Source organism: Stenotrophomonas sp. YJH_SMC_29, assembly GCF_059371235.1.
The window spans coordinates 38,618-63,566 of record NZ_JCAFUK010000008.1 but is presented as its reverse complement, the minus strand read 5'-3'; the positions used below and the strand labels follow the sequence as shown (position 1 = coordinate 63,566).

Here is a 24,949-nt window from a genome sequence, read left to right as displayed (position 1 = left end):
TGCTCGGCTGCACTTTCTGGCACCCGGCACGCCGGGTACGGGCTCGGCGCTACAGTTCCGGCCCATCCGGCCGATACCGCGCAGCGATATCTTTCAGCACGGTGGTTGGCAGGTGGTTCGCGCATTTCTGATCGGGGCGATGCTGGTCGCCAGCACGCCGGCATGGGCCGAACCCAGCAGCCCCCTGCAGATCCGGCTGACCGTGGTCGACGCCTGCAGTGATGACGCCGGTGGCACCGGCTGCCCGGCGCCGCACCAGCGCAGCGACGCACCGCAGCTGCCGCCCCAGGTCCGCGACCTCGCGCCGCCTGCGGCAGACGACGATGAAAGGCCGGCCGTGACGCTCATTTACTGATGCGCGCGCTGCTGCTCCTGCTGGCCCTGCTGCTGGCCCTGCTGCTGGCCCTGCCCGCCGCAGCGCTGGATCTGCTGCCAACCACCCTGCAGCTGCCAGCCGAAGGTGGCCGTGCCGAACTGTGGCTGCACAATCCCGGCCCCGGCCGCTGGCAGGGCCGGGTGCAGGTGCTGGCCTGGGATCAGCAGCTGGACGCCGAACGACTGCACCCGAGCGACCAGATCCGGGTCAGCCCTGCGCAGCTGGACCTGGCACCTGGCGGCACCCAGCGCGTCTGGCTGCTGCCCGGCGACCCCGTGCCGGCAACCGCCGAACAGGCCTATCGGATCGTCCTGGCGCCCGCGCTGCCAGGCCTGCCGCGCTATTCCCTGCCGCTGTTCCGCGGCCCGGCGACGCCGCCCCGGCAGGCCCTGGTACAGGGCCGCCTTGAGGCGTACGCGTCGCAAACCACTCTGCGACTCGGCAATTCCGGTAATCTGCACGCTCGCCTGCATGATCTGCGCTTCGTCACCGCGGACGGCCGATCATCGCTGTTGCTGCCCGGGCTGGCCGGCTACATCCTGGCCGGGCATGATCGCCGATGGCCCCTGCCCGCCCGCGCCGATGGCTACGCAGGTGGCCGCTTCCAGGCCCGCCTGCAGGACGGCCGCGACATTGATCTGGTCACGCCCGCCCCTGCGATTGCAGCACGTGCCCGCGACGGGCTATAATCGACCGGATTCCTGCCGCCTGCGTGCGCGGGAGCCCGTCCACACCGGACGTCACCGGTGAATCCACACCTGCTGCCCCCATCCGTGCCGGGGTGCTCCGCAAGGAGTTCGGCCACGGAGGCAACAGGGAAGCCCAACCCCGGAACCGATCGCGCTTCCACGCGTCCCGCATACCTATCCCCGCGGGCGGAATCGCTGGTTCCATATCAGGAGTATTGCAATGCCCCAGGTCACCATGCGTCAGATGCTGGAAGCCGGCGTCCACTTCGGCCACCAGACCCGCTACTGGAACCCGAAGATGGCTCCGTACATCTTCGGCGCCCGCGGCAAGATCCACATCATCAACCTGGAAAAGACCGTCCCGCTGTTCAACGATGCGATGAACTTCATCTCGTCGGTTGCCCAGAAGCGTGGCACCGTCCTGTTCCTGGGCACCAAGCGCAGCGCCCGCGAAACCATCAAGGAAGAAGCCGAGCGTTGCGGCATGCCGTTCATGAACCAGCGTTGGCTGGGCGGCACCCTGACCAACTTCCGTACCGTCAAGCAGTCGGTTGCCCGCCTGAAGGAACTGGAAGCCGGTGAAACCGACGGCACCTTCGAGAAGCTGGTCAAGCACGAAGTGCTGGGCCTGCGCCGCGAGCGCGACAAGCTGGAAGCCTCGCTGGGCGGCATCAAGGACATGAACCGCCTGCCGGACGCCATCTTCGTGATCGACATCGGCCACGAAGACATCGCGATCAAGGAAGCCAAGAAGCTGGGCATCCCGGTCATCGCCGTGGTCGACACCAACTACAACCCGGAACTGGTTGATTACGCCATCCCGGGCAACGACGACGCCATCCGCGCTGTGCAGCTGTACGCCCGCGCTGCTGCCGACGCCGTGCTGGAAGGCAAGGCGGCTGCCCCGCACGCCGCTTCGGTGCGCGAGGAAGAGTTCGCTGAAGCCGCTGCTGAAGGCGAAGAGAAGCCGGCCCGCCGCGCTCCGGCCAAGAAGGCTGCCAAGAAGGGCGACGACGCCCAGGCCTGATCCAGGCCCCGGGTGGACGCCCGGCGTCCACCCTCCCTGCACGCAGCCATCGGCGCGTGACAGGACCGTGTCACACGGGCCGGCCACCATGCCGGCCCAACCCCTTTCTTTCGTGAGGTAATCCCGTGGAAATCACTGCTTCCCTGGTCAAGGAACTGCGCGAGCGCACCGGCGCCGGCATGATGGAATGCAAGAAGGCGCTTACCGAAGCCAACGGCGACATCAACGCCGCTGCTGAAGCCATGCGCAAGTCCGGCGCTGCCAAGGCCGACAAGAAGGCTGACCGCGTGGCCGCCGAAGGCCGGCTGGGCCTGGCCCAGGACGGCGGCAAGGCCGTGCTGATCGAAGTCAACTCGGAAACCGACTTCGTCGCCAACGATGACAACTTCAAGTCCTTCGTCAACGCCGTCGCCGCTGCTGCCCTGGCATCGGGCGCCAACGACGTCGAAGCCGTGAAGGCCGCCACGCTGGCCGACGGCCGCACCGTCGAGGAAGCCCGCGCCACCGCCGTGCAGACCCTGGGTGAGAACATCCAGATCCGCCGCATGGTCAAGGTCGACACCACCGGCAACATCGGTGCCTACGTCCACACCAACGGCAAGGTCGGCGTGCTGGTCGACCTGATCGGCGGCGACGTCGAGCTGGCCCGTGGCCTGGCCATGCACGTGGCCGCGCTGAAGCCGCCGCACAACAAGGCTGCGGACGTCCCGGCCGAGTTCGTCGAGAAGGAAAAGGAAATCGAGCTGGCCAAGATGACCGAGAAGGACAAGGCCAAGCCGGCCGACATCCTGGAAAAGATCATCAGCGGCAAGATCAACAAGATCGTCAGCGACGTGACCCTGTACGGCCAGACCTACGTGCTGGGCGACACCACCGTCGAGCAGGTGGTCAAGGCCGCTGGCGCGGACGTGGCAGGCTTCAAGCTGCTGATCGTCGGCGAAGGCATCGAGAAGGTGGTGGAAGACTACGCCGCCGAAGTTGCCAAGGCGATGCAGGTCTGATTCCAGCCTTCCGGCTGTGATGCGACCAGAAGGAGCCGCGGGAAACCGCGGCTCTTTTTTTGTGCCCACTGCACCGGTGGCTGCGCACCGCGGGTGCGCACAGCGGCGCCGGGCACAGCCCGGCACCAGGGATCTTTGCGTTGCGCGCGAATCAAGCCGATACTCGGCGCAGGGAAACCGCAGTCACATAGCAGGAAGGAAAATCGCGGACTGTGATGCGTTCCTAGGTATTCTTGTCCCAATGGAATTGAACGACCCGACATGCCTCCCGAGCTGACAGCTGCCCTGGCGCTCTGCCGCAACCTGCCTTCGCCCCCCGGTATTGCCCTGCGCATCATCGAACTGGCGCAGGACCCGGAAGCGGACATCGCCACCGCCGCCGACATCATCGCCATCGACATGGCGCTGAGTGCTCGCATGCTGCGCATCGCCAATTCGCCGCTGTATGCCAGCCGCCGCCGCATCGAGAACCTCGGCCAGGCGCTGACCATGCTGGGCCTGAACGCCACGATCAGCCTCGCCCTGGGCTTCACTGTCACCCAGGGCCTGACCGGCGGCAGCGGCGCCGACCACGACCTGCGCCAGCGCGCGTGGAAGCGCAGCATCCTCAGCGCGCTGGCCGCCAGCCAGCTGGGCCAGGCGCGCGGCCTGCGCAGGCTGGAAGAGCTGATGCTGGCCGGCCTGCTGCAGGACCTGGGCGTGCTGTGCCTGGCCCAGGCCGAGTCGGAGCGATACCTGCCCCTGCTGCGCGAAGCGCGCGACAACACCGACCTGGTCGCCCGCGAGCGCGACGAACTGGGCTGCAGCCATGCCGACGTCGGCGCCTGGGTGGCCGAGCAATGGGGCCTGCCGCGCTACCTGGTGGAGAGCATCCGCCTCAGCGAGGACGAGGACGCCGCCGGATCGCCGTTCCAGGCGTGCGTGCAGCTGTCCGGCGCGGTGGCCGACATCTGGCTGGACGCCGACGCCGATGCGGCGCGCGAGCGCGCCCTGCACCAGGTGCACGACCGCCTGGAACTGGACAGCGCGCGCTTCGACCAGGTGCTGACCCGCATCAGCGAGGCCCTGCCCGACATCGCCAGCCTGTTCGATGCCGGCCTCAATTCACCGCTGCGGGTGCGCGAGCTGATCGATCACGCGCAGGAGCTGGCCACCCTGCGCAACCTGCGCGAACTGCAGGATGCCGACCAGGCACGCCGTCGCGCCGACGAATTCGAAGCGCGGGCCAAGCGCCTGGCCGACCAGGCCCATCGTGATGCATTGACCGGCGTGCTCAACCGCCGCCAGCTGGAAGCGGTGCTGGAGCAGGAATTCCTGCGCGCCGGGCGCCAGGGCTGGCCGCTGTCGGTCGCCTTCATCGACCTGGATGATTTCAAGAAGATCAACGACGCCCACGGCCACCTCACCGGCGACGAGGTGCTGCGCGCCTTCGCCGGCAAGCTGCAGGGCCAGCTGCGCAACAGCGACACCGTGGCGCGCTTCGGCGGCGAGGAGTTCGTCGCACTGCTGCCCAATACCAGCGAAAGCGTGGCCCTGGACGTGATCCGCCGGGTGCTGGCCAACATCGTCGCCACGCCGATGGCCGAGCTGGAGGGCGGGCCGCTGTTCGTCACCTTCTCCGCCGGCGTGGCAACCCAGGGCGGTTACGAGCGCTTCGCTGACGTGCAGGACCTGCTGCGCGCCGCCGATGACGTGCTGTACCGCTCCAAGAACCTGGGCCGCAACCGGGTGATCGCGCGCTCGCCGGGGGCCCTTGGCCACGACGAGCTGTCGGCCACGGCCAGCGCCGAACTCGGCTGAACGGGACGCCCCACGGACCGGGGCCAACCTCCGGATTCTGCGCCGCAGTGCACAAAACACTTTGGCCCGACGCCGCATGCGCGTAGAATCGCCCGCGATTTCCACGCACCCGAGGTCCCCATGTCCAAGCTCGCCTATCGCCGCATCCTTCTGAAACTGTCCGGGGAGGCGCTGATGGGAGACGAGGACTACGGCATCGACCCGAAGGTCATCAACCGGCTGGCCCGCGAGGTCATCGAAGCCCAGCAGGCCGGCGCCGAAGTGGCCCTGGTGATCGGCGGCGGCAACATCTTCCGCGGCGCCGGCCTGGCCGCCGGCGGCATGGACCGGGTCACCGGCGACCAGATGGGCATGCTGGCCACGGTCATCAACGCCCTGGCCATGCAGGACGCGCTGGAGAAGCTAGGCGCCAAGGCCCGGGTGATGAGCGCGATCAAGATCAACGACGTGTGCGAGGACTACATCCGCCGCCGCGCCATCCGCCACCTCGAAAAGGGCCGCCTGGTCATCTTCGCCGCCGGCGTCGGCAGCCCGTTCTTCACCACCGATTCCGGCGCCGCCCTGCGTGCCATCGAAATCGGTGCGGACCTGCTGCTGAAGGCCACCAAGGTCGATGGCGTGTACGACAAGGATCCGAACAAGCACAGCGACGCGGTCCGCTTCGATAGCCTGAGCTACGACGAAGTGATCCGCCGCGGCCTGGAAGTGATGGACACCGCCGCCTTTGCACTGGCCCGCGACAGCGACCTGCCGATGCGCGTGTTCGACATGGGCCAGCCGGGCGAGCTGCTGAAGATCCTCAGCGGCGCGAACATCGGCACCCTGGTCCAGGGCCGCGACCCGGCCTGAGCCTGAGCGCAAAGCGACAACCGGGCCGATTCAGGCCCGGCAGCGTCCCGTATTCGCCTATAATCGCCCGATTCCAGTGACACCCAGGACCGGGCGATGCTCAACGACATCAAGAACAACGCGCAGACGCGCATGGCCAAGAGCATTGACGCTCTGAAGCACACCCTCACCTCCATCCGGACCGGCCGCGCTACCCCGGCCCTGCTGGACCGCGTGACGGTCAGCGCCTATGGCAACGCCAGCACCCCGCTGAACCAGGTCGCGTCGATCTCCAACGCCGACGCGCACTCGCTGCTGGTCACCCCGTTCGACAAAGGCATGATCAAGGAGATCGAAAAGGGGCTCTACAACGCCGAGTTCACTCCGAACACGCTGGGCACCGCGATCCGCATCAACATGCCGCCGCCGACCGAAGAGCGCCGCAAGGAGCTGGCCAAGCAGGTGCAGAAGGAAGGCGAAGGCGCCAAGATCGCGATCCGCAACATCCGTCAGGACGCGAACAAGGAAATCGCCAAGCTGGTCAAGGACAAGGCGATCAGCGAAGACGAGAAGAAGCGCGGCGAAGACGACATCCAGAAGCTGACCGACGCCAACATCAAGGACGTCGACAAGGTCGTTGCCGACAAGGAAAAAGAACTGCTGTCGGTCTGAAGTCGATGCCTTCAGTCCCGCCTCCGTTGCCGTCCGCCCTGCCCCGTCACCTTGCCATCATCATGGATGGCAATGGGCGCTGGGCACAGCAGCGCCGTCGCCCGCGCGTGATCGGCCACCGTGCCGGCGCGCGCGCGGTCAACCGCACCATCGAGCGCTGCCTTGAACTGGGCATTCCCGCGCTGACCCTGTTTGCCTTCTCCAGCGAGAACTGGGGCCGGCCGCAGGAGGAAGTGGATGCGCTGATGAAGCTGTTCCTCGGCGCGCTCGACCGCGAAGTGGACGAGCTGCACCGGCGTGGCGTGCGCGTGCGCTTCATCGGCGAACGCGAGCGCTTCGGTGCCGGGCTGGTCAGCCGCATGCAGCTGGCCGAGCAGCGCACCGCCGACAACACCACCCTGACCCTGTCGATCGCCGCCAGCTATGGCGGCCGCCAGGACATCGCCCGCGCCGCGCGCGCCCTGGCCGTCGAAGTGGCGGCCGGTCGCCTGCTGCCCGAGCAGATCGACGAAGCGCTGCTGGGCAGCCAGGTTGCCCTGGCCGACCTGCCGCCGCCGGACCTGTTCATCCGCACCGGTGGCGACACCCGCATCAGCAACTTCCTGCTGTGGCAGCTGGCGTATACCGAGCTGTGGTTCACCGAGGCCCTGTGGCCGGACTTCGATGCCGATCAGCTGCAGCAGGCGCTGGACGCCTACGCCGGCCGCGAGCGTCGTTTCGGCCTGACCAGCGCCCAGATCGCCGCACTGGCCACCGAGACTTCCAGCCCATGACCAAGACCCGAGTCCTTGCCGCGCTGATCATGGCACCGGTTGCCATCGCGGCGATCCTGCTGCTGCCCACGCAGTGGCTGGCTGCCGCTGCCGCCGCCGTGCTGCTGATCGGCCTGTGGGAATGGCTGAAGCTGGCCGGCATCGAAGACACCCTGGCGCGGACCGTGCTGCTGGTGCTGAACCTGCTGCTGATGGTGCTGCTGGTCTGGGCCGACGGCAGCACGCTGGTGCTGTTCCAGATAACCACCCTGGCCGGTGTTGGCTGGTGGCTGGCCGCGCTGGTCTGGCTGCGCTTCTTCAACTTCGGCGCACAGCCGTCGGCGCCCTCGCGGATCCTGAAGATGGCGGCCGGCACCCTGGCCATCGTCCCGGCCTGGGCCGCCCTGGTGCTGATCCATGCCGGCGGCGACCCGCCGGGCAAACAGGGCCACCTGTGGCTGCTGGCCGCGCTGGCGCTGGTGTGGGCGGCCGACTCGGGCGCCTATTTCGCCGGCCGCCATTTCGGCAGGCACAAGCTGGCGCCGCGGATCAGCCCCAACAAGACCTGGGAAGGCCTGTTCGGCGGCCTGCTGGCCGGTGTCGCCGTGGCCGTCGGCCTGGGCTGGCTGGCCGGCATCGATGCCGCGCACCTGCCGGGCCTGCTGATCACCTCGGTGGTGGCCGTGTTCGCCTCGGTGCTGGGCGACCTGTTCGAGAGCCTGATCAAGCGACACGCCGGGGCCAAGGACTCGGGCCACCTGATCCCGGGCCATGGCGGCGTGCTCGACCGTGTCGACGGCGTCCTGGCCGCGGTCCCGGTGTTCGCGCTGGGCAAGGAAATCTTCGGGTTCTGACCATGAATGCAGCTGCAGACCTGCGCCGGGTCGCCGTGTTCGGCGCCACCGGTTCGATCGGTGCCTCCACGCTGGACGTGATCGCCCGCCACCCGCAGCGCTACCGGGCCACCGTGCTGGCCGCCGGGCGCCAGGTGCAGGCGCTGCTGGCGTTGTGCCGCCAGCATGCGCCGGCCCATGCGGTCATCGCCGATGAATCGCTGTATGCCGAGCTGCGCGACGGCCTGCGCGACGCCGGCCTGGCCACCGAGCCCCATGCCGGCCAGGCCGCGCTGGACCAGCTGGCCGCCAGCGACGCCTGCGATACCGTGGTTGCGGCCATCGTCGGTGCCGCCGGCCTGTCCTCGACCCTGGCCGCGGCGGCCGCGGGCAAGCGCATCCTGCTGGCCAACAAGGAATCACTGGTGCTGGCCGGCGAACTGCTGACCCGCACCGCCGAGCATGCCGGCGCCGAAATCATCCCGATCGACAGCGAACACAGCGCGATCTTCCAGTGCCTGCGCTCGCGCGATGCCAGCGTCGACGGCGCCGGCGTGCGCCGGATCCTGCTGACCGCCTCCGGCGGCCCGTTCCGCGGCCGCAGCCGCGCCGAACTGGCCCAGGTCACCCCGGCACAGGCCGTTGCCCACCCCAAGTGGTCGATGGGGCCGAAGATCTCGGTCGATTCGGCGACGTTGATGAACAAGGGCCTGGAAGTCATCGAGGCCCATCACCTGTTCGGCGTGCCCGGCGAGCGCATCGAGGTACTGGTGCACCCGCAGAGCCTGGTCCATTCGCTGGTCGAATTCGTCGACGGCTCGACCCTGGCCCAGATGGGCCTGCCGGACATGCGCACCACTCTCGCCGTTGGCCTGGGCTGGCCGCAGCGCATCGAATCGGGCGTGGCCGGGCTGGACCTGCTGGCCCAGGGCCGGCTGGATTTCGAGGCCCCGGATACCGACGCCTTCCCCTGCCTGGCGCTGGCTTGGCAGGCGATGCAGGCCGGCGGCACCGCGCCTGCGGTGCTGAACGCCGCCAATGAAGAGGCGGTTTCAGCGTTTCTTCAGGGCCGGATCGGTTTCCTGACCATCCCGGCGCTGGTTGCTAACGCGCTTTCAACACTGCCGACCGAGCCAGCCGATACACTGGAGGTCCTGTTGTCCGCCGACCAGCGGGCACGCCAGCTCACCCTGAACGCCATCGACGCCGCCTGAACGACCGCCTAGCCCCGCATGACGCCGCCGCCCCTGCCCGCCACTGTGAGCCTGCATGACTGACTTCATCGGATCGGTCTGGTGGATGATTGTCAGCCTCGGGCTGCTGGTCACGTTCCACGAGTTCGGGCATTACTGGGTCGGGCGCCTGTGCGGGGTCAAGATCCTGCGCTTCTCGGTGGGCTTCGGCCGGCCGCTGTGGTCGCGCCGCGACCGGCACGGTACCGAGTTCGCGATCGCCGCCATTCCGCTGGGCGGTTATGTGAAGTTCCTCGACGAACGCGAGGTCGAGGTCCACCCGCACGAGCGCGGCCAGGCCTTCAACCACAAGACCGTCTGGCAGCGCATCGCCATTGTCGCTGCCGGCCCGATCGCCAACCTGCTGCTGTGCATTCTGCTGCTGTGGGCGATGTTCGTGATCGGCAAGCAGGACTACTCGCCCACCATCGGGCGTGTCAGCGGCATCGCCGCCAGCGCCGGCCTGGCCAGCGGCGACCGCGTGCTGCGCGTGGACGAGCGCCCGGTGGCCACCCTCGGCGAGGCCAGCATGGCGCTGACTGCCGCGGCGATGGACCGGCGTGACGTGAAGCTGGAAGTGCTGGACCCGGCCGACCAGGTGCGCGTGCGCACGCTGCCGCTGTCGCAGCTGCCAGCCGGTTTCGATGAACGGCGGGTCCCGATCCTGGCCGGCCTGTACTGGCAGTCCTGGCTGCAACCGGCCCTGGTCGATTCGCTCACCGCCGATTCCGTGGTGGCCGGGCAGCTGCAGCCGGGCGACCTGATCGTGGCCATCGACGGCCAGCGCATCGACAGCGTCGACCAGGTGATCGGCGAGATCCAGGCCCTGGGCCGCGCCGGCGGCCCGGGCATGATCGAGGTCCTGCGCGGCGGCGAGCGGCTGGCGCTGGAGGTCACCCCGCGCCAGGGCAAGGATGGCAAGGGCGACCCGGTCTGGCAGATCGGCGTCGGCTTCCCCACCCGCTACAGCCCGGCCTATGACACCCTGCTGCGCTATGGCCCGCTCGATGCGGTGACCGTGGCGGTGCGCGAGACCGGCCGCCTGGCCGCCGACTCACTGGGCATGATGGCCCGCATCGTGACCGGCAAGGCCTCGCTGCAGAACGTTTCCGGGCCGGTCACCATCGCCCGCGTGGCCAATGTCTCGGCCCAGCGCGGCCTCGACTGGTTCCTGCAGTTCCTGGCCCTGCTGTCGCTGAGCCTGTGCATCATCAACCTGCTGCCGATTCCGATCTTGGACGGCGGGCACCTGCTGTATTACCTTATCGAGTTGGTCAAGGGCAGCCCGCTGAGCGAGCGTGCCATCGCCGCCGGCCAGTACATCGGCCTGGCGTTGCTGGCCGGGCTGATGGGGTTGGCGTTCTACAACGACATCCTCGGCCTGGTCCCGCGATGAACTTTTCCACGTTGTTGCCGTCTACAGCGTCGGCATCCCGCACCAATGAAATCGACCTTCCTACCGGACGTGACATGACGCGACTCCCCAATCGCCGCCTGCTGGCCCTCGCCCTCGCCGCCGTCACCGGCGCTCCCGCCCTGGCCCAGGCAGCCGAGCCCTTCACTGTCAGCGACATCCGCGTCGACGGCCTGCAGCGCATCAGCTCGGGCACGGTATTCACCTACCTGCCGGTGGAGCGTGGCGAGACGGTCACCGACAACAAGGTCGGCGAGACGATCCGCGCCCTGTACAAGACCGGCTTCTTCGAAGACGTGCAGCTGGACCGCCAGGGCACGATCTTGGTGGTGACCGTCAAGGAACGCCCGGCGATCAACAAGCTGACCGTGACCGGCAACAAGGACATCAAGTCCGACCAGCTGCTCAAGGGCCTGTCCGACATCGGCCTGACCGAGGGTGGCACCTTCGATCGCCTGAGCCTGGACCGCGTGACCCAGGAACTTCGCCGGCAGTACAACGACCGCGGCAAGTACAACGTCGACATCACCCCGACGGTGAGCCCGCTGGACCGCAACCGCGTGGACATCGCCATTGCCATCAAGGAAGGCAAGGCGGCCAAGATCCGCCACGTCAACCTGGTCGGCACCGAGAAGTACGACAGCAAGGACATCCTCGACACCTGGGAGTCGAAGGAGCACAACTGGGCGTCGTGGTACCGCCGTGACGACCAGTACTCGAAGGAGAAGCTGTCCGGCGATCTGGAAAAGCTCAACTCCTGGTACCTCGACCGCGGCTACGTCGACTTCAGCATCGATTCCACCCAGGTTTCGATCAGCCCCGACAAGCGCGACATGTTCCTGACTGCGGGCGTTACCGAGGGCGCGCAGTACAAGATCTCCGAGATCAAGGTCAGCGGCGACACCATCCTTCCCCAGGAGGATGTCGAGCGCATGGTGGTCCAGAAGTCCGGTGACACGTTCTCGCGTGCGCTGCTGGAATTCAGTTCGGACACCATCACCAACTCGCTGTCCAACATCGGCTACGCGTTCGCCAAGGTGAACCCGATCCCGACCACCAACCGCGCCGAGCAGACCGTCGCCATCAACATGCAGGTCGTGCCCGGCCCGCGCGTGTCGGTGCGCCGCATCCTGTTCCGTGGCAATACCCGCACCTCCGATGAGGTGATGCGCCGCGAAATGCGCCAGTTCGAGAACAGCTGGTACTCGCAGGCCGCGATCGACCGCTCCAAGATCCGCCTGCAGCGCCTGGGCTACTTCGAATCGGTGGAAGTGGAAACCCCGGCCGTCAGCGGCAGCAACGACCAGGTCGACGTCGTCTACAACGTCAAGGAAACCACCTCGGGCAGCTTCGTGTTCGGCCTGGGCTACTCGCAGTCCTACGGCATGACCACCTCGGTGCAGCTGTCGCAGAACAACTTCCTCGGCGGCGGCAACCGCGTGTCGGTCGAAGCCTCGCGCAGCAGCTACCTGCAGCGCTACGGTTTCAGCTACACCAACCCGTACTTCACCGATGACGGCGTGTCGCTGGGCTACAACCTGTCCTGGCGCGAACTGGACTACTCCGACTTCAACACCGCGCAGTACAACAGCACCAACGGTGCCGCGCAGGTGGTGTTCGGCGTGCCCCTGACCGAGACCGACACCGTCTCGCTGATGTTCGGCATCGACAGCAACCAGATCACCACGTACCAGGGTTCTACCCCGCAGTCGATCATCGACTACATCAACGCGGTCGGTAAGCGCACCTTCCATGCCTGGCGCACCGAGCTGGGCTGGGCGCGTGACTCCCGCAACGACTACTTCATGCCGACCCGCGGTACCTACCAGCGCATCGGCCTGGAAACCACGCTGCCGGGTTCGACCATCGAGTACTACAAGCTGAACTACCAGATCAGCAAGTACTGGCCGATCATGCCGTCGCTGGTGATCAACACCCGCGCCGAAATCGGCTACGGCGATGCCTACGGCAAGGACTACACCCGTACGCTGACCAATCCCGATGGCACCACCCGTACCGTCACTGCCAGCGGCCTGCCGTTCTTCGAGAACTTCTACGCCGGTGGCACCAACTCGGTGCGTGGCTTCGAGGACAACACCCTGGGTCCGCGCGAAGTCACCACCGGCTATCCGGAAGGCCAGCCACTGGGTGGTTCGCTGAAGACCGTCGGCTCGGTGGAAGCCTACTTCCCGCGCCTGTTCGACAGCCCGTCGGCGCGCGTGTCTGCCTTCGTCGACTTCGGCAACGTGTATACCGGCGTGGACAACTTCAAGGCCAACGAACTGCGCGTATCCACCGGTGTGGCGCTACTGTGGCGCGCCCCGGTCGGCCCGATCTCGATCAGCTACGCCTTCCCGCTGAAGAAGGAAGACGATGACAAGATCGAGCGGCTGCAATTCACGTTCGGTGGCCAGTTCTGAGGAACGTCGTTCCTCAGAACTGATCCACCTCCGGTGAATTGCCCGCGCATTTCACCTATCCCCCGCGCCGTTGGCGCGCCCCCCTTAACAAAGGGGGGCTCTCCACCAGACGGGGTGCGAAGCGCCGGGCATTGCCCGGCGTTTTCGTTTGGCCTGGATGCCGGAAGCGCCCGCTCTGCTTTTGATCTTTCTGTTTTTCCGTGGCTGGCACTCGCGCCAGGCCGTCGGAGGTCGGACGGGGTGGGGCTGCGGGGGTGTGAGCCGCATGGATGTGGCGACCAAGGCTACATGGACGTACTTGCGCCGCCCCCCGCAGTCCCGCCCCGTCCGACCCAGCCCATGACACTGGCTCTGCCGGCCGCGAGGGGCCCTGCCGTTGGCTGCATATGCCCCCCGCATGACCGAAATGGCGCCACACGTTAAACTCCCGCCGTGAATACTCCCACCTACACCGCCCAGCAACTCGCCGAGCAGTTCGGCCTGCAGGTCCATGGCGACCCCGCCACTGCCATCCATGGCGTGGCCACCCTCGCCCACGCCGGTCCTGGCCAGCTGACCTTCCTCGCCAATCCGCGCTACCGCGCCCAGCTGGCCGACAGCCAGGCTTCGCTGGTGGTGCTGCGTGCCGACGATGTCGAGGCCGCCCCCGGCGCCGCGCTCGTGGCCAAGGACCCCTACACCGCATTCGCCAAGATCGCCGCGCTGTTCGACATCGCGCCGACCCGCCCGCCGGGCATCCACCCCAGTGCGGTCATCGATCCGGACGCACGGGTGGCTGCCAGTGCCCACATCGGCCCGTTCGTGACCATCGGCGCGCGCAGCGTCATCGGCGAGAACTGCATCATCGGTGCCGGCAGCGTGATCGGCGAGGACTGCAGCCTCGATACCGGCTGTGAACTGATCGCCCGCGTCACCCTGGTCACCCGGGTCAGGCTGGGCAAGCGCGTGCGCATCCATCCCGGCGCCGTGCTCGGCGCCGATGGCTTCGGCCTGGCCATGGATGCCGGCAAATGGATCAAGGTGCCGCAGCTGGGCGGCGTGCGCATCGGCGATGATTGCGAGATCGGCGCCAATACCTGCGTTGACCGCGGCGCGCTGGAAGACACCGTGCTCGCCGAGGATGTGCGCCTGGACAATCTGGTGCAGATCGCCCACAACGTGCAGATCGGTGCGCACTCGGCCATCGCCGGCTGCACCGGCATCGCCGGCAGCGCCAAGATCGGCCGCTACTGCCTGCTCGGTGGCGCCGTGGGCGTGGTCGGCCACCTCGAGATCTGCGACAAGGTCGTGATCACCGGCAAGTCGGTGGTCCGCAACTCCATCACCGAGCCGGGCGAGTACTCGTCCGGCACCCCACTGACCGACAACCGCACGTGGCGCAAGAACGCCGCGCGCTTCAAGCAGCTCGACGCACTGGCTCGCCGTGTCCTGGCTGCTGGCAAGGAGAAAGAATGAACGATTCGCTGCAGCTTCCGATCGACGTCTGCCAGATCCAGGAACTGCTTCCGCACCGCTATCCGTTCCTGCTGGTGGACCGGGTGCTTGAACTCGACGTCGAGGCCAAGCGGATCCTGGCGCAGAAGAACGTCAGCATCAACGAGCCGTTCTTCCAGGGGCACTTCCCGGGCCGCCCGATCATGCCCGGCGTGCTGATCATCGAAGCGCTGGCGCAGGCCGGCGGCGTCATGACCCAGCTCACGCTCGGCCGCGATGCGCAGTCCAAGCTGTTCTACATGGTCAAGGTGGAAAACGCCCGCTTCAACAAGCAGGTCGTGCCCGGCGACGTGCTGATGCTGGACGTGCAGATGAAGCGCCTGATCCGCAACATGGGCTGGTACTACGGCGAAGCCAAGGTCAACGGCGAAGTCGTTGCCTCGGCCGAGGTCATGTGCGCCGGCGCCAAGGGCTGATCCACTGGAGGCAGCAATGACTGACAACGCACCGCGGATCCACCCCACCGCCGTCATCGACCCGGCCGCACGCCTGGCCGACGATGTCCAGGTGGGCGCCTTCACCCTGATCGGCCCCGACGTTGAAATCGATGCCGGCACGGTGGTGGGCCCCCATTGCAGCATCCACGGCCCGACCCGGATCGGCCGCGACAACCGCTTCGTCGGCCACGCCGCGATCGGTGGCGAGCCGCAGGACAAGAAGTTCGGCGGCGAGCGCACCGAACTGGTGATCGGCGACCGCAACGTGTTCCGCGAGTTCGTCACGCTCAACCGCGGCACCGGCGGCGGCGGTGGCATCACCACCATCGGCAACGACAACTGGATGCTGGCCTATACGCACGTGGCACACGACTGCCATGTCGGCAATTTCTGCGTGTTCTCCAACAACACCACCCTGGCCGGCCACGTGACCGTGGGCGACTACGTGATCATCAGCGGCTTCGCCGGTGCCCACCAGTTCTGCCGCATCGGCGCGCACGCCTTCCTCGGCATGGGCGCACTGACCAATGGCGACGTTCCGCCGTTCACCATGGTCGGCACCGATTCGCTGGGCCGCCCGCGCGGCATCAACAGCGAAGGCCTGAAGCGCCGCGGCTTCGACGCCGAGCGCATTTCGGCCATCAAGCGTGCCTACCGCACGCTGTACGTGGCAGGCCTGCCGCTGGCCGAGGCCAAGGTGCAGCTGACCGAACAGGCGCGTGACAGCGACGACGTGAAGGCGATGCTGGACTTCATCGAGCACGCCGAGAGGCCCCTGCTGCGATGAGCAGCGTGACCGGCCAGGCGCCGGCCGGCGCCGCGGTGATCCCGCTGGCCTCGATGGCCGGCAGCGTTCCTGCGCAGCGGGTGCTCAGCGAGCGCCCGTTGCGGATCGCGCTGGTTGCCGGTGAAGCCTCCGGCGACCTGCTCGGTGCAGGCCTGGTGCGCGAATTGAAGGCGCGCTTCCCGAATGCCGAGTTCGCCGGCATCGGCGGCGACGCCATGCGCAGCGCTGGCTGCCAGACCTGGCACGATGCCAGCGAGCTGGCGGTGATGGGGCTGACCGAAGTGCTGCGCCACCTGCCGCGCCTGCTGAAGCTGCGCTCGGCGTTCCGCCAGCGTGCGCTGGACTGGCAGCCGGACGTGTTCATCGGCATCGACGCACCCGACTTCAACCTGGGCATCGAGCGCTGGCTGAAGCAGCGCGGCGTGCGCACCGTGCATTACGTCAGCCCCTCGGTCTGGGCCTGGCGCGAGAAGCGCGCCGAGAAGATCGGCAGCAGCGCCGACCTGGTGCTGTGCCTGTTCCCGATGGAGCCGCCGATCTATGCCAGGCACGGCATCGACGCGCGCTTCGTCGGCCACCCGATGGCCGATGACATTCCGCTGCAGGGCAACCGCGAGGAAGCGCGTGCCGCGCTCGGCTTGCCGACCTCGGCCAAGGTGCTCGCCGTGCTGCCGGGCAGCCGCCTGGGCGAGATCTCGCGCCTGGGCGAGCCGTTCTTCGAAGCGGCCTGGCAGGTTTCCGAGCGCATTCCCGGCCTGCACGTGGTGGTGCCTGCCGCCAATCCGGCCTGCAGGCAGCTGATTGAAGAACAGCTGTCGCGCTCGGCATTGCCGGTGGCCTACTCGCATGTACTGGATGGCCAGGCGCGCAACGCGATGATCGCCGCCGACGTGGTGGTGCTGGCGTCGGGCACCGCGACCCTGGAAGCGATGCTGGTGAAGCGGCCGATGGTGGTCGGGTACCGCGTCAACGAGCTGACCTATCGCCTGGTGAAGGCGCTTGGGCTGATCAAGGTCGACCGCTTTGCCCTGCCCAACATCCTGGCCGGCCAGGACCTGGCGCCGGAACTGATGCAGCACGACTGCACGCCGGACCGGCTGGCCGCGGCCATCCAGCAGTGGTTTGACCACCCGCAGCGGGTGACCGATCTGCAGGATACCTACGTGCGCCTGCACGAACGCCTGCGCCGCAACGCCTCGGCGCGTGCCGCCGACGCCGTCGGCGAACTGCTGATGCGCGACCAGGCACAGCCATGAGCCGCCGTCACGCCGCCGCAGCCAGCCTGACCCTGTTCGACGGTGTGGCCGTGGTCGAGCCGGAGCGTCTGGTGGCCGGCGTCGACGAGGCCGGCCGTGGCCCGCTGGCCGGGCCGGTGGCAGTGGCGGCGGTGGTGTTCGACCCGTCGCGGCCACGCATCAACGGCCTGGACGACTCCAAGCAGCTGACGGCGGCACGCCGCGAACAGCTGCATGACCGCATCATCGAGCGTGCGCTGGCCTGGCACGTGGTGCTGGTGGACGTCGACACCATCGACCGCCTGAACATCTACCAGGCCACCCTGCAGGGCATGCGCGAGGTGGTGGCAGCGGTCGCCCACGTGGCCGGCTTCGCCCGCATCGACGGCAACGTGGTGCCCAAGGGCCTGGTGCTGCCGGCCCAGGCGCTCATCGGTGGCGACGGCATCGACCGCGCGATCATGGCGGCGTCGATCCTGGCCAAGGTCTCGCGCGACCGTTACATGCAGGACGTCCACGCCCGCCACCCGCAGTACGGCTTCGAGCAGCACAAGGGCTATGGCACGCCGGCCCACCTGGCCGCCCTGCGTGAACACGGCCCCTGCATGGAGCATCGACGCAGCTTCGCCCCGGTACGTGAGTGCCTGGACACCACCCGCGGCCCCGCGATCGCCTGAACGGCCGCCGACAGCGACAAGCCGTGCGGTGAGGAGTGCCCCCGAGCCGGGGGGACGCGCCAGCGACGCGGGGGTGTGGAAGCACGGCAGGACAGGGCCCGCGGCTCGCCTGCGAACCGTGGCAAGCGATAGCGCGAATGCGATATCGCGTGCCGTCAAGAGCTTGTCGCCACCCCCTGCCCTCGCTACCCTGACCGGGCACTCCAGCGCTTCCGACCCCGGCGACGAACCTCCGTCAGCACCCGGGGCCCGCGCGCTCCAACCTGGTCCGGCATGTCCAACTCCCGCTTCGTACATCTCCACGTCCACACCGAGTTCTCGCTGGCGGACTCGACCATCCGCGTGCCGGCCAAGCCGGACCAGGCGGACCCGAAGAAGGCCAAGCAGGCCAACCTGCTGTCGCGCTCGGTCGAACTCGGCCTGCCCGCGCTGGCGGTGACCGACCTCAACAACCTGTTCGCCCTGGTCAAGTTCTACAAGGCCGCCGAAGGCGTCGGCATCAAGCCGATCGCCGGTGCCGACGTGCTGATCGCCGAGGAAGGCCAGGACCCATGGCGGATGACCCTGCTGTGCCGCGATCGCGAGGGTTACCTGAGCCTGTCGCGGCTGCTGACCCGCGCCTGGATGGAAGGCCATCGCCCCGAAGGCGGCGTGGCCATCCACCCGGACTGGCTGAAGGCCGGCAACGCCAACCTGTTCGCGCTGGCCGGGCGCCAGAGCCTGGCCGGGCGCCTGGCGCTGGACGGCAAGCATGAGCTGGCCGAGCAGCAGCTGGCCGACTGGCAGCGCGTGTTCGGCGATGGCCTGCACCTGGAGCTGACCCGCACCGGCCGCGAGGGCGAGGAGACCTTCAACCAGTTCGCGCTGATGGCCGCCGGCCAGCGTGGCCTGCCGGTGGTGGCCAGCAATGACGTGCGCTTCCTGTCGCCGTCGGACTTCAGCGCGCACGAAGCGCGCGTGTGCATTTCCACCGGCCGCGTGCTGGACGATCCCAAGCGCCCGCGCGAGTACAGCGACCAGCAGTACCTGAAGTCGGCCGAAGAAATGTGCGCGCTGTTCGCCGACATTCCCGATGCCATCGACAACACGCTGGCGCTGGCCGAGCGCTGCAACATCGAGATGCGGCTGGGCACCTACTTCCTGCCCAACTACCCGGTGCCCGACGACGAGACCCTGGACACCTGGATCCAGAAGATGTCGCGTGATGGCCTGGAAGAGCGCCTGGAGAAGAATCCGCTGGCGCCGGGCAAGACCCGCGAAGACTACTTCGAGCGCCTGGAGTTCGAGCTCGACACCATCATCAAGATGGGCTTCCCCGGCTACTTCCTGATCGTGGCCGACTTCATCCAGTGGGGCAAGAACCAGGGCATTCCGATCGGCCCCGGCCGTGGTTCGGGTGCCGGCTCGCTGGTGGCATGGGCGCTGAAGATCACCGACCTGGATCCGCTGCCGTACAACCTGCTGTTCGAGCGCTTCCTGAACCCCGAACGCGTGTCGATGCCCGACTTCGACATCGACTTCTGCATGGACCGTCGCGACGAGGTGATCGACTACGTTGCGCGCAAGTACGGGCGCGAACGCGTCAGCCAGATCATCACCTACGGCACCATGGCCGCCAAGGCGGTGGTGCGCGACTCCGGCCGCGTGCTCGGTTTCCCGTACGGCCTGGTGGACGGCGTCTCCAAGCTGATCCCGAACATCCTGGGCATCCACCTCAAGGATGCGCTGGGCAAGGGCAAGGAAGGCCCCAGCTCGGAAATGGCCTCGGCCGAACTGATCCAGCGTTACGAGACCGAGGACGATGTCCGCGACCTGATCGACCTGGCGCTGCAGCTGGAAGACCTGACCCGCAACGCCGGCAAGCATGCCGGTGGCGTGGTGATCGGGCCCGAGCCACTGAGCGAGTTCTGCCCGCTGTACGCCGAACATGACGAGAACGGGCTCGGCAAGAACCCGGTCACCCAGTTCGACAAGAACGACGTGGAAGAAGTGGGCCTGGTGAAGTTCGACTTCCTCGGCCTGCGCACGCTGACCATCATCGACTGGGCAGTGAAGGCGATCAACAAGCGCCACGAACGCGCGGGCATCCCGCCGGTCGACATCGCCGCGATCCCCCTCGACGATGCGCCTACCTACAAGGACATCTTCGCCAACGGCAACACCGGCGCGGTGTTCCAGTTCGAATCCTCCGGCATGCGCCGCCTGCTGAAGGATGCGCGCCCCGACCGCTTCGAAGACCTGATCGCGCTGGTGTCGCTGTACCGCCCCGGCCCGATGGACCTGATTCCTTCGTTCAACGCGCGCAAGCACGGGCAGGAAGAGATCATCTATCCCGATCCGCGCACCGAAGCCATCCTGAAGGACACCTACGGCATCATGGTGTACCAGGAGCAGGTCATGCAGATGGCGCAGATCGTCGGCGGCTACTCGCTGGGCGGCGCCGACCTGCTGCGCCGCGCGATGGGCAAGAAGGTGCCGGCGGAAATGGCCAAGCACCGCGAGATCTTCCGCGAAGGTGCAGCCAAGGGCGGCGTCGATGGCCCCAAGGCCGACGAAATCTTCGACCTGATGGAGAAGTTCGCCGGCTACGGCTTCAACAAGTCGCACGCCGCCGCCTACGCGCTGGTCAGCTACCAGACCGCATGGCTGAAGCGCCACTACCCGGCCGAGTTCATGGCGGCCACGCTGTCGTCCGATCTGGACAACACCGACAAGGTGGTCGGCTTCCTCGACGAAGTGCGCAACCTCGGCCTGACCGTACTGCCGCCCAAGGTGAACCAGTCGGCCTTCATGTTCGAAGCGGTGACGCCGGACACCATCCAGTACGGCCTCGGTGCAATCAAGGGCGTCGGCCAGGGCGCCTGCGAAGCAGTGGTCGAGGAACGACTGAAGGGCGGCCCGTTCAAGGACCTGCTCGACTTCTGCACGCGCGTTGGTTCGGCCAAGCTCAATCGCCGTACCCTGGAAGCGATGATCAACTGCGGTGCGCTGGACGAGCTCGGCCGCAACCGGGCCTCGCTGATGCTGCAGCTGCCGGAAGTGATCAAGGCCACCGACCAGATGGCGCGCGAACGTGCCTCCGGGCAGAACTCGCTGTTCGGCGGTCCCGACCCGAGCGCCGTGTCGATCCAGCTGGACCTGCCCGAGGCCGAAGAATGGCCGCTGCTGCAGCGCCTGAACGGCGAGCGCGACACGCTGGGCTTCTACCTGAGCGGCCACCCGTTCGATCCCTGGCGCGACGATGTGCGCGACCTGGTCGGCAACGACCTGGGTTCGGTGGAGAAGATCTGGAGTGCCAACAGCGGCGGCGGCGGCGGCGGCGAAAAGCGCTGGCGGCCGGAAGTGCAGACCGTGCTGGCCGGCCAGGTGGTCGGCGTGCGCCGCAAGGGCGAGAGCCAGATCTTCATCCAGCTGGAAGATGGCCGCGGCCGCGTCGAGTGCAGCGCGTTCTCCGACGCGATGGCCGAGTTCGGCCACCTGATGACCAAGGACCGCATCCTGGTGGTCAAGGGCGGCCTGCGCGAGGACGAGTTCAACGGCGGCTTCGCGCTGCGCATCCGCCAGTGCTGGGACTTCGATGAAGTCTGCGCCAACTACGCCACACGGTTGTCGCTGCGGCTGGACCTGCGCCAGCAGCGCCCGGTCTGGGAGCGCATCGATGCGCTGCTCGACCGCCATCGCCCGGGGCGGACGCCACTGCGCCTGGACCTGCTGCTGAAGGGGCCGCACGGCGGCGTCGCCGGCATGCTTGATGTGTCCGGGCAGAGCGCGGTGCGCATCGATTCCAAGCTGATGGAGGCGCTGCGCGCCGATCCTGCCGTGCGCACGCTGAAGGTGCGTTACAGCCCCCCCTGGGCCAGCTGAGGCTGGCTCCGTGGTTTTCCCGTTTCCGCGTTCCATGTATCAAGGACGATTGCCGATGAAGACCCTGCTGTTCCCGTTCGCTGCCGCACTGGCCCTGGCCGCCTGCTCCCCGTCGAAGATCGAGTTCCAGATCGACAACCCGACCGACACGCCGCTGGCGCTGAGCATCGACGGCCAGGACCTGCCGGTGGCCGCACACGGTTCGCGCCCGGTCTCGCTCGCTGTCGGCGAGCATCGCCTGCATACCGAAAAGCTCGGTGATGTGCGCTTCATCGTCTACGTCGACGGCCGTGGCGGCCTGATCAACCCGACCCTGAGCGAGTACGTGATCGCCCGCGAGGTCTATGTCACCGACGAGAGCAAGCTGAAGAACTTCGGCACCGGCACGGCCGGCATCGAACTGGGCGGCGTCGACTTCGAAGGTCCCTTCGAGAAGCGCCACGACCTGTTCATCGACAAGACCTGGACCTACGGCGTGCGCGAGCCGTTCCCGAAGGAAAAGGTGGTGGCCCATGTCGATTCCAGCGGCGGCCAGATCGTGGCAAAGGTGTTCACCGCCCCGGACTTCATCACCTACGTCGAGGAAGGCATGGGCCAGCCCGGCGCGTTCAAGCGCGAACAGCCGGCCGGCTACGTCGCGCCGGCATTCAGCCTAGAGCCGGCCCCGGCCAGCCTGCCGGCCCTTGACCCCGCCTTCGAGGCGCATGCCGCGCCGCTGCGCGAGGTCTATGCGCGCTGGCTGAAGGCCACCACCGCCGATGAACAGAAGGCCCTGCGCAAGCAGGACTTCGACGCGCAGATGGCCTTCACCTCGGCCACCGCGACCCTCGGCGCCAACCTCGGCCGGGAGGCCAACGAGGCCTACAACGACTTCGTCTCCCAGCGCGGGCAGCTGATGGGCCGCAGCGCCCTGGTGGTGCCCTGAACTGACTGGCGCGCCCTGCCCGCCTGCGCTACCGTCGCCTTCCAGACGAAGGCGTACGGGCGGTTTGCACGCATTCGGCTAGAATTGCCCCCTTCTTTACACGACGGCTTCCGATGAATCCGAACTACCTCGACTTCGAGCAACCCATCGCCGACCTGGAAGCCAAGATCCAGGAGCTGCGCAACGCCAGCGCCGGGCCGGCGGTCAATGTCGAGGCGGAAGTGCATGCGCTGCAGGACAAGCTGCGCGTGCGCACCGCGCAGATCTTCCGCAACCTGACCTCGTGGCAGGTGCTGCAGCTGGCCCGCCACCCGTCGCGGCCGTACACCGCCGACTACATCCGCATCATCTGCGATGAGTTCCAGGAGCTGGCCGGTGACCGCGCCTTCGCCGACGACAAGGCCATCATGGGCGGCCTGGCCCGCATCAATGGCCGCGCAGTGATGGTGATCGGCCACCAGAAGGGCCGCGACACCAAGGAAAAGATCAAGCGCAACTTCGGCATGCCCAAGCCGGAGGGTTACCGCAAGGCGCTGCGCCTGATGAAGATGGCCGAGCGCTTCGGCCTGCCGGTGCTGACCCTGATCGACACCGCAGGCGCCTGGCCGGGCATCGACGCCGAATCGCGCGGCCAGTCCGAAGCAATCGCGCGCAACCTGATCGAGATGGCCGAGCTGAAGGTGCCGATCATCTGCACCGTGATCGGTGAAGGCGGCTCCGGCGGCGCACTGGCGTTGGGCGTGGGCGACCGCACCGTCATGCTGGAATATGCGGTGTACTCGACCATCACCCCGGAAGGCTGCGCCTCGATCCTGTGGAAGGACGCCGGCAAGGCCAAGGAGGCGGCCGAGCAGCTGGGCCTGACCGCGCCGCGCCTGAAGAGCCTGGGCCTGGTCGACAAGGTCGTGCGCGAGCCGACCGGTGGCGCCCACCGCAACCCGACCCAGATGGCCAAGCGCCTGAAGGCGGTGCTGCTGAACGAACTGGACGCACTGGACGCGCTGTCCACCGAACAGCTGCTGGAGCAGCGCTACACGCGCCTGCGCAGCTACGGCACGTACGAAGCAGCCTAAGCCCTGTAGGGCCGGCCGCTGGCCGGCAACACGAGGTGATTGCAGAAATGAAAGAGCCGGGCATTTGCCCGGCTCCTTCGTTTGCGCCCTGACAGCATCCACGCATGGCGTGGATCTACCGGGCGCAGGTGACCCCGCCTCAGAACGGCTTGGCCAGCACCAGCCACACGATGGGAATGAACGCCAGCAGCGGGATCTCGTTGATCCAGCGCAGCGCGCGCGACGACGGCAGCGCCCGGCCCTTGGCCACGCCCTTGAGCAGGCGACCGGTCCAGCCGAAATACACCAGCAGCAGCACCACCAGGCCCAGCTTGGCGTGCAGCCAACCGGCGCCGCCCGGAGCGACCATGGTCGGGAAATCGGGGATGACCTTGTAGCCCAGCCACAGCACCAGGCCGAGCAGGAACGCCAGCCCGAACATCGAGTGGCCGAAGCGGTACAGACGCAGGCCCATCAGCTGCAGGCGCTCGGTCACCGCTGGCTGGCCCGCGGTTTCAGCCAGGTTGACCAGGATGCGCGGCAGGTAGAACACCGTGGCCATCCACGCCACCACGAACACGATGTGGAAGGTCTTGACCCAGTAGTAGCTCTGCATGCGCTCGCTCCGGCGGCTGGCGTAGGTTGGCGGCCATTCTCGCATGCCGTGGCGAAGCCGCCGCAGCCACGCATGCCGCGACACATCGACGCATGGCGCGTCGCAACACCGTACGATAGGCGCCGTTTTCCGCCGATCGCGCACCGCCCCATGGACAAGACCTACGATGCCGCCTACTTCCAACGCTGGTACCGCCGTGCCGACATCGGCGGCAGCGCCCGCCTGGCGCGCAAGGTCGCATTGGCCGTGGCCAGCGCCGAGTACTACCTGGAGCGGCCGATCCGCAGCGTGCTGGACATCGGCTGCGGTGAAGGCGCCTGGCGCGCGCCGCTGCTGAAGCTGCGTCCGAAGGTCGAATACCTTGGCTTCGACGGCAGCGAGTACGCTGTGCGCCGCTACGGCAGGACCCGCAACCTGCACCTGGCGCGCTTCGGCGATTTCGCCTGGCTGCGGCCCTGCGCACCGGTCGACCTGCTGGTCTGCTCGGACGTGATGCATTACGTGCCCAACCGTGAACTGCGCGCCGGCCTGGCCGGCCTGGCCGAGCTGACCGGCGGGGTGGCCTTCCTGGAGACCTTCGCCGCCGAGGACGCGTTCGAAGGCGACCACGACGGCTTCCAGGCGCGCCCGGCGCGCTGGTACCGGCGTGAGCTGACCCGCCAGGGCCTGCAGCCGGTAGGGTCGCACTGCTGGCTCGGCCCCGCCCTGGCAGGCGATGCGGCCGCGCTGGAGCGGATGTGAATCCGGATTCATTATTTTCAGCCGACTTAACCTGCGGGACACCCGGATGGGATATGCTGCGCGGCAACATATGACCA

At 67.6% G+C, this 24,949-nt stretch carries 22 protein-coding genes; 21 read left to right on the top strand and 1 reads right to left on the bottom strand.

Annotation, left to right across the window (positions count from 1 at the left end; genetic code table 11):
* Positions 1–139 precede the first annotated feature (139 nt).
* From AC5P9I_RS10590 to AC5P9I_RS10495, 20 genes are all read left to right on the top strand, one after another.
* Positions 140–355, top strand: coding sequence for a hypothetical protein (locus AC5P9I_RS10590; protein WP_049464979.1), 216 nt, complete (start codon positions 140–142; stop codon positions 353–355).
* Positions 355–1,065: a fimbrial biogenesis chaperone gene (locus AC5P9I_RS10585; RefSeq protein WP_049464981.1), complete on the top strand. Its 711-nt coding sequence runs from the start codon at positions 355–357 to the stop codon at positions 1,063–1,065. The genes AC5P9I_RS10590 and AC5P9I_RS10585 overlap by 1 nt, the downstream gene beginning before the upstream one ends.
* Before the next feature lie 220 nt (positions 1,066–1,285).
* Positions 1,286–2,092 carry a 30S ribosomal protein S2 gene (gene rpsB / locus AC5P9I_RS10580; RefSeq protein WP_005408748.1) on the top strand — a complete coding sequence of 269 codons (807 nt, stop codon included), beginning with the start codon at positions 1,286–1,288 and terminating at the stop codon, positions 2,090–2,092.
* Positions 2,093–2,217: 125 nt separating this feature from the next.
* A complete protein-coding gene (gene tsf / locus AC5P9I_RS10575) occupies positions 2,218–3,093 on the top strand; it encodes a translation elongation factor Ts (RefSeq protein ID WP_049464983.1) in 876 nt (291 codons plus the stop codon).
* A gap of 261 nt (positions 3,094–3,354) precedes the next feature.
* Positions 3,355–4,893 (top strand): GGDEF domain-containing protein, encoded by a 1,539-nt coding sequence (locus tag AC5P9I_RS10570; protein WP_064237986.1) that lies wholly within the window; start codon positions 3,355–3,357, stop codon positions 4,891–4,893.
* 120 nt (positions 4,894–5,013) lie between these two features.
* The gene (pyrH, locus tag AC5P9I_RS10565) at positions 5,014–5,742 is read left to right on the top strand and encodes a UMP kinase (protein ID WP_019659122.1); all 729 of its coding nucleotides are present in this window, start codon (positions 5,014–5,016) and stop codon (positions 5,740–5,742) included.
* 96 nt (positions 5,743–5,838) lie between these two features.
* Entirely contained in the window at positions 5,839–6,393 is a 555-nt protein-coding gene (gene frr, locus AC5P9I_RS10560) for a ribosome recycling factor (RefSeq protein WP_014646499.1), read from the top strand.
* Positions 6,394–6,398: 5 nt separating this feature from the next.
* Positions 6,399–7,166, top strand: coding sequence for a polyprenyl diphosphate synthase (gene uppS, locus AC5P9I_RS10555; RefSeq protein ID WP_049464404.1), 768 nt, complete (start codon positions 6,399–6,401; stop codon positions 7,164–7,166).
* Positions 7,163–7,999: a phosphatidate cytidylyltransferase gene (locus tag AC5P9I_RS10550; RefSeq protein WP_049464402.1), complete on the top strand. Its 837-nt coding sequence runs from the start codon at positions 7,163–7,165 to the stop codon at positions 7,997–7,999. The genes uppS and AC5P9I_RS10550 overlap by 4 nt, the downstream gene beginning before the upstream one ends.
* A gap of 2 nt (positions 8,000–8,001) precedes the next feature.
* Entirely contained in the window at positions 8,002–9,192 is a 1,191-nt protein-coding gene (locus AC5P9I_RS10545) for a 1-deoxy-D-xylulose-5-phosphate reductoisomerase (RefSeq protein ID WP_049464399.1), read from the top strand.
* Positions 9,193–9,247: 55 nt separating this feature from the next.
* Positions 9,248–10,606: an RIP metalloprotease RseP gene (gene rseP / locus AC5P9I_RS10540; protein WP_049464397.1), complete on the top strand. Its 1,359-nt coding sequence runs from the start codon at positions 9,248–9,250 to the stop codon at positions 10,604–10,606.
* A gap of 74 nt (positions 10,607–10,680) precedes the next feature.
* Positions 10,681–13,044 carry an outer membrane protein assembly factor BamA gene (bamA, locus tag AC5P9I_RS10535; RefSeq protein ID WP_049464395.1) on the top strand — a complete coding sequence of 788 codons (2,364 nt, stop codon included), beginning with the start codon at positions 10,681–10,683 and terminating at the stop codon, positions 13,042–13,044.
* A 432-nt stretch (positions 13,045–13,476) separates the two neighbouring features.
* Positions 13,477–14,499 (top strand): UDP-3-O-(3-hydroxymyristoyl)glucosamine N-acyltransferase, encoded by a 1,023-nt coding sequence (lpxD, locus tag AC5P9I_RS10530; protein WP_053506636.1) that lies wholly within the window; start codon positions 13,477–13,479, stop codon positions 14,497–14,499.
* Entirely contained in the window at positions 14,496–14,954 is a 459-nt protein-coding gene (gene fabZ / locus AC5P9I_RS10525) for a 3-hydroxyacyl-ACP dehydratase FabZ (RefSeq protein ID WP_005415845.1), read from the top strand. The genes lpxD and fabZ overlap by 4 nt, the downstream gene beginning before the upstream one ends.
* 16 nt (positions 14,955–14,970) lie before the next feature.
* Positions 14,971–15,762, top strand: a complete 792-nt coding sequence (lpxA, locus tag AC5P9I_RS10520; protein ID WP_049464391.1) for an acyl-ACP--UDP-N-acetylglucosamine O-acyltransferase — start codon at positions 14,971–14,973, stop codon at positions 15,760–15,762.
* A 53-nt stretch (positions 15,763–15,815) separates the two neighbouring features.
* The gene (gene lpxB / locus AC5P9I_RS10515) at positions 15,816–17,018 is read left to right on the top strand and encodes a lipid-A-disaccharide synthase (RefSeq protein WP_049464408.1); all 1,203 of its coding nucleotides are present in this window, start codon (positions 15,816–15,818) and stop codon (positions 17,016–17,018) included.
* Entirely contained in the window at positions 17,015–17,674 is a 660-nt protein-coding gene (rnhB, locus tag AC5P9I_RS10510) for a ribonuclease HII (RefSeq protein WP_049464389.1), read from the top strand. The genes lpxB and rnhB overlap by 4 nt, the downstream gene beginning before the upstream one ends.
* A gap of 273 nt (positions 17,675–17,947) precedes the next feature.
* Entirely contained in the window at positions 17,948–21,538 is a 3,591-nt protein-coding gene (dnaE, locus tag AC5P9I_RS10505; RefSeq protein WP_049464387.1) for a DNA polymerase III subunit alpha, read from the top strand.
* 55 nt (positions 21,539–21,593) lie between these two features.
* Positions 21,594–22,463 carry a hypothetical protein gene (locus tag AC5P9I_RS10500; RefSeq protein ID WP_049464385.1) on the top strand — a complete coding sequence of 290 codons (870 nt, stop codon included), beginning with the start codon at positions 21,594–21,596 and terminating at the stop codon, positions 22,461–22,463.
* Positions 22,464–22,576: 113 nt separating this feature from the next.
* The gene (locus AC5P9I_RS10495) at positions 22,577–23,536 is read left to right on the top strand and encodes an acetyl-CoA carboxylase carboxyltransferase subunit alpha (RefSeq protein ID WP_049464383.1); all 960 of its coding nucleotides are present in this window, start codon (positions 22,577–22,579) and stop codon (positions 23,534–23,536) included.
* 139 nt (positions 23,537–23,675) lie between these two features.
* On the opposite strand, the gene AC5P9I_RS10490 is transcribed toward AC5P9I_RS10495, so the two are convergent.
* Positions 23,676–24,131: a CopD family protein gene (locus tag AC5P9I_RS10490; RefSeq protein WP_049464381.1), complete on the bottom strand. Its 456-nt coding sequence runs from the start codon at positions 24,129–24,131 to the stop codon at positions 23,676–23,678.
* Between the two features lie 150 nt (positions 24,132–24,281).
* Between AC5P9I_RS10490 and AC5P9I_RS10485 the strand changes: the two genes are divergently transcribed.
* Complete coding sequence (locus AC5P9I_RS10485) at positions 24,282–24,872, top strand: class I SAM-dependent DNA methyltransferase (RefSeq protein ID WP_049464380.1); 591 nt, start codon at positions 24,282–24,284, stop codon at positions 24,870–24,872.
* The last annotated feature ends 77 nt before the right edge of the window (positions 24,873–24,949 follow it).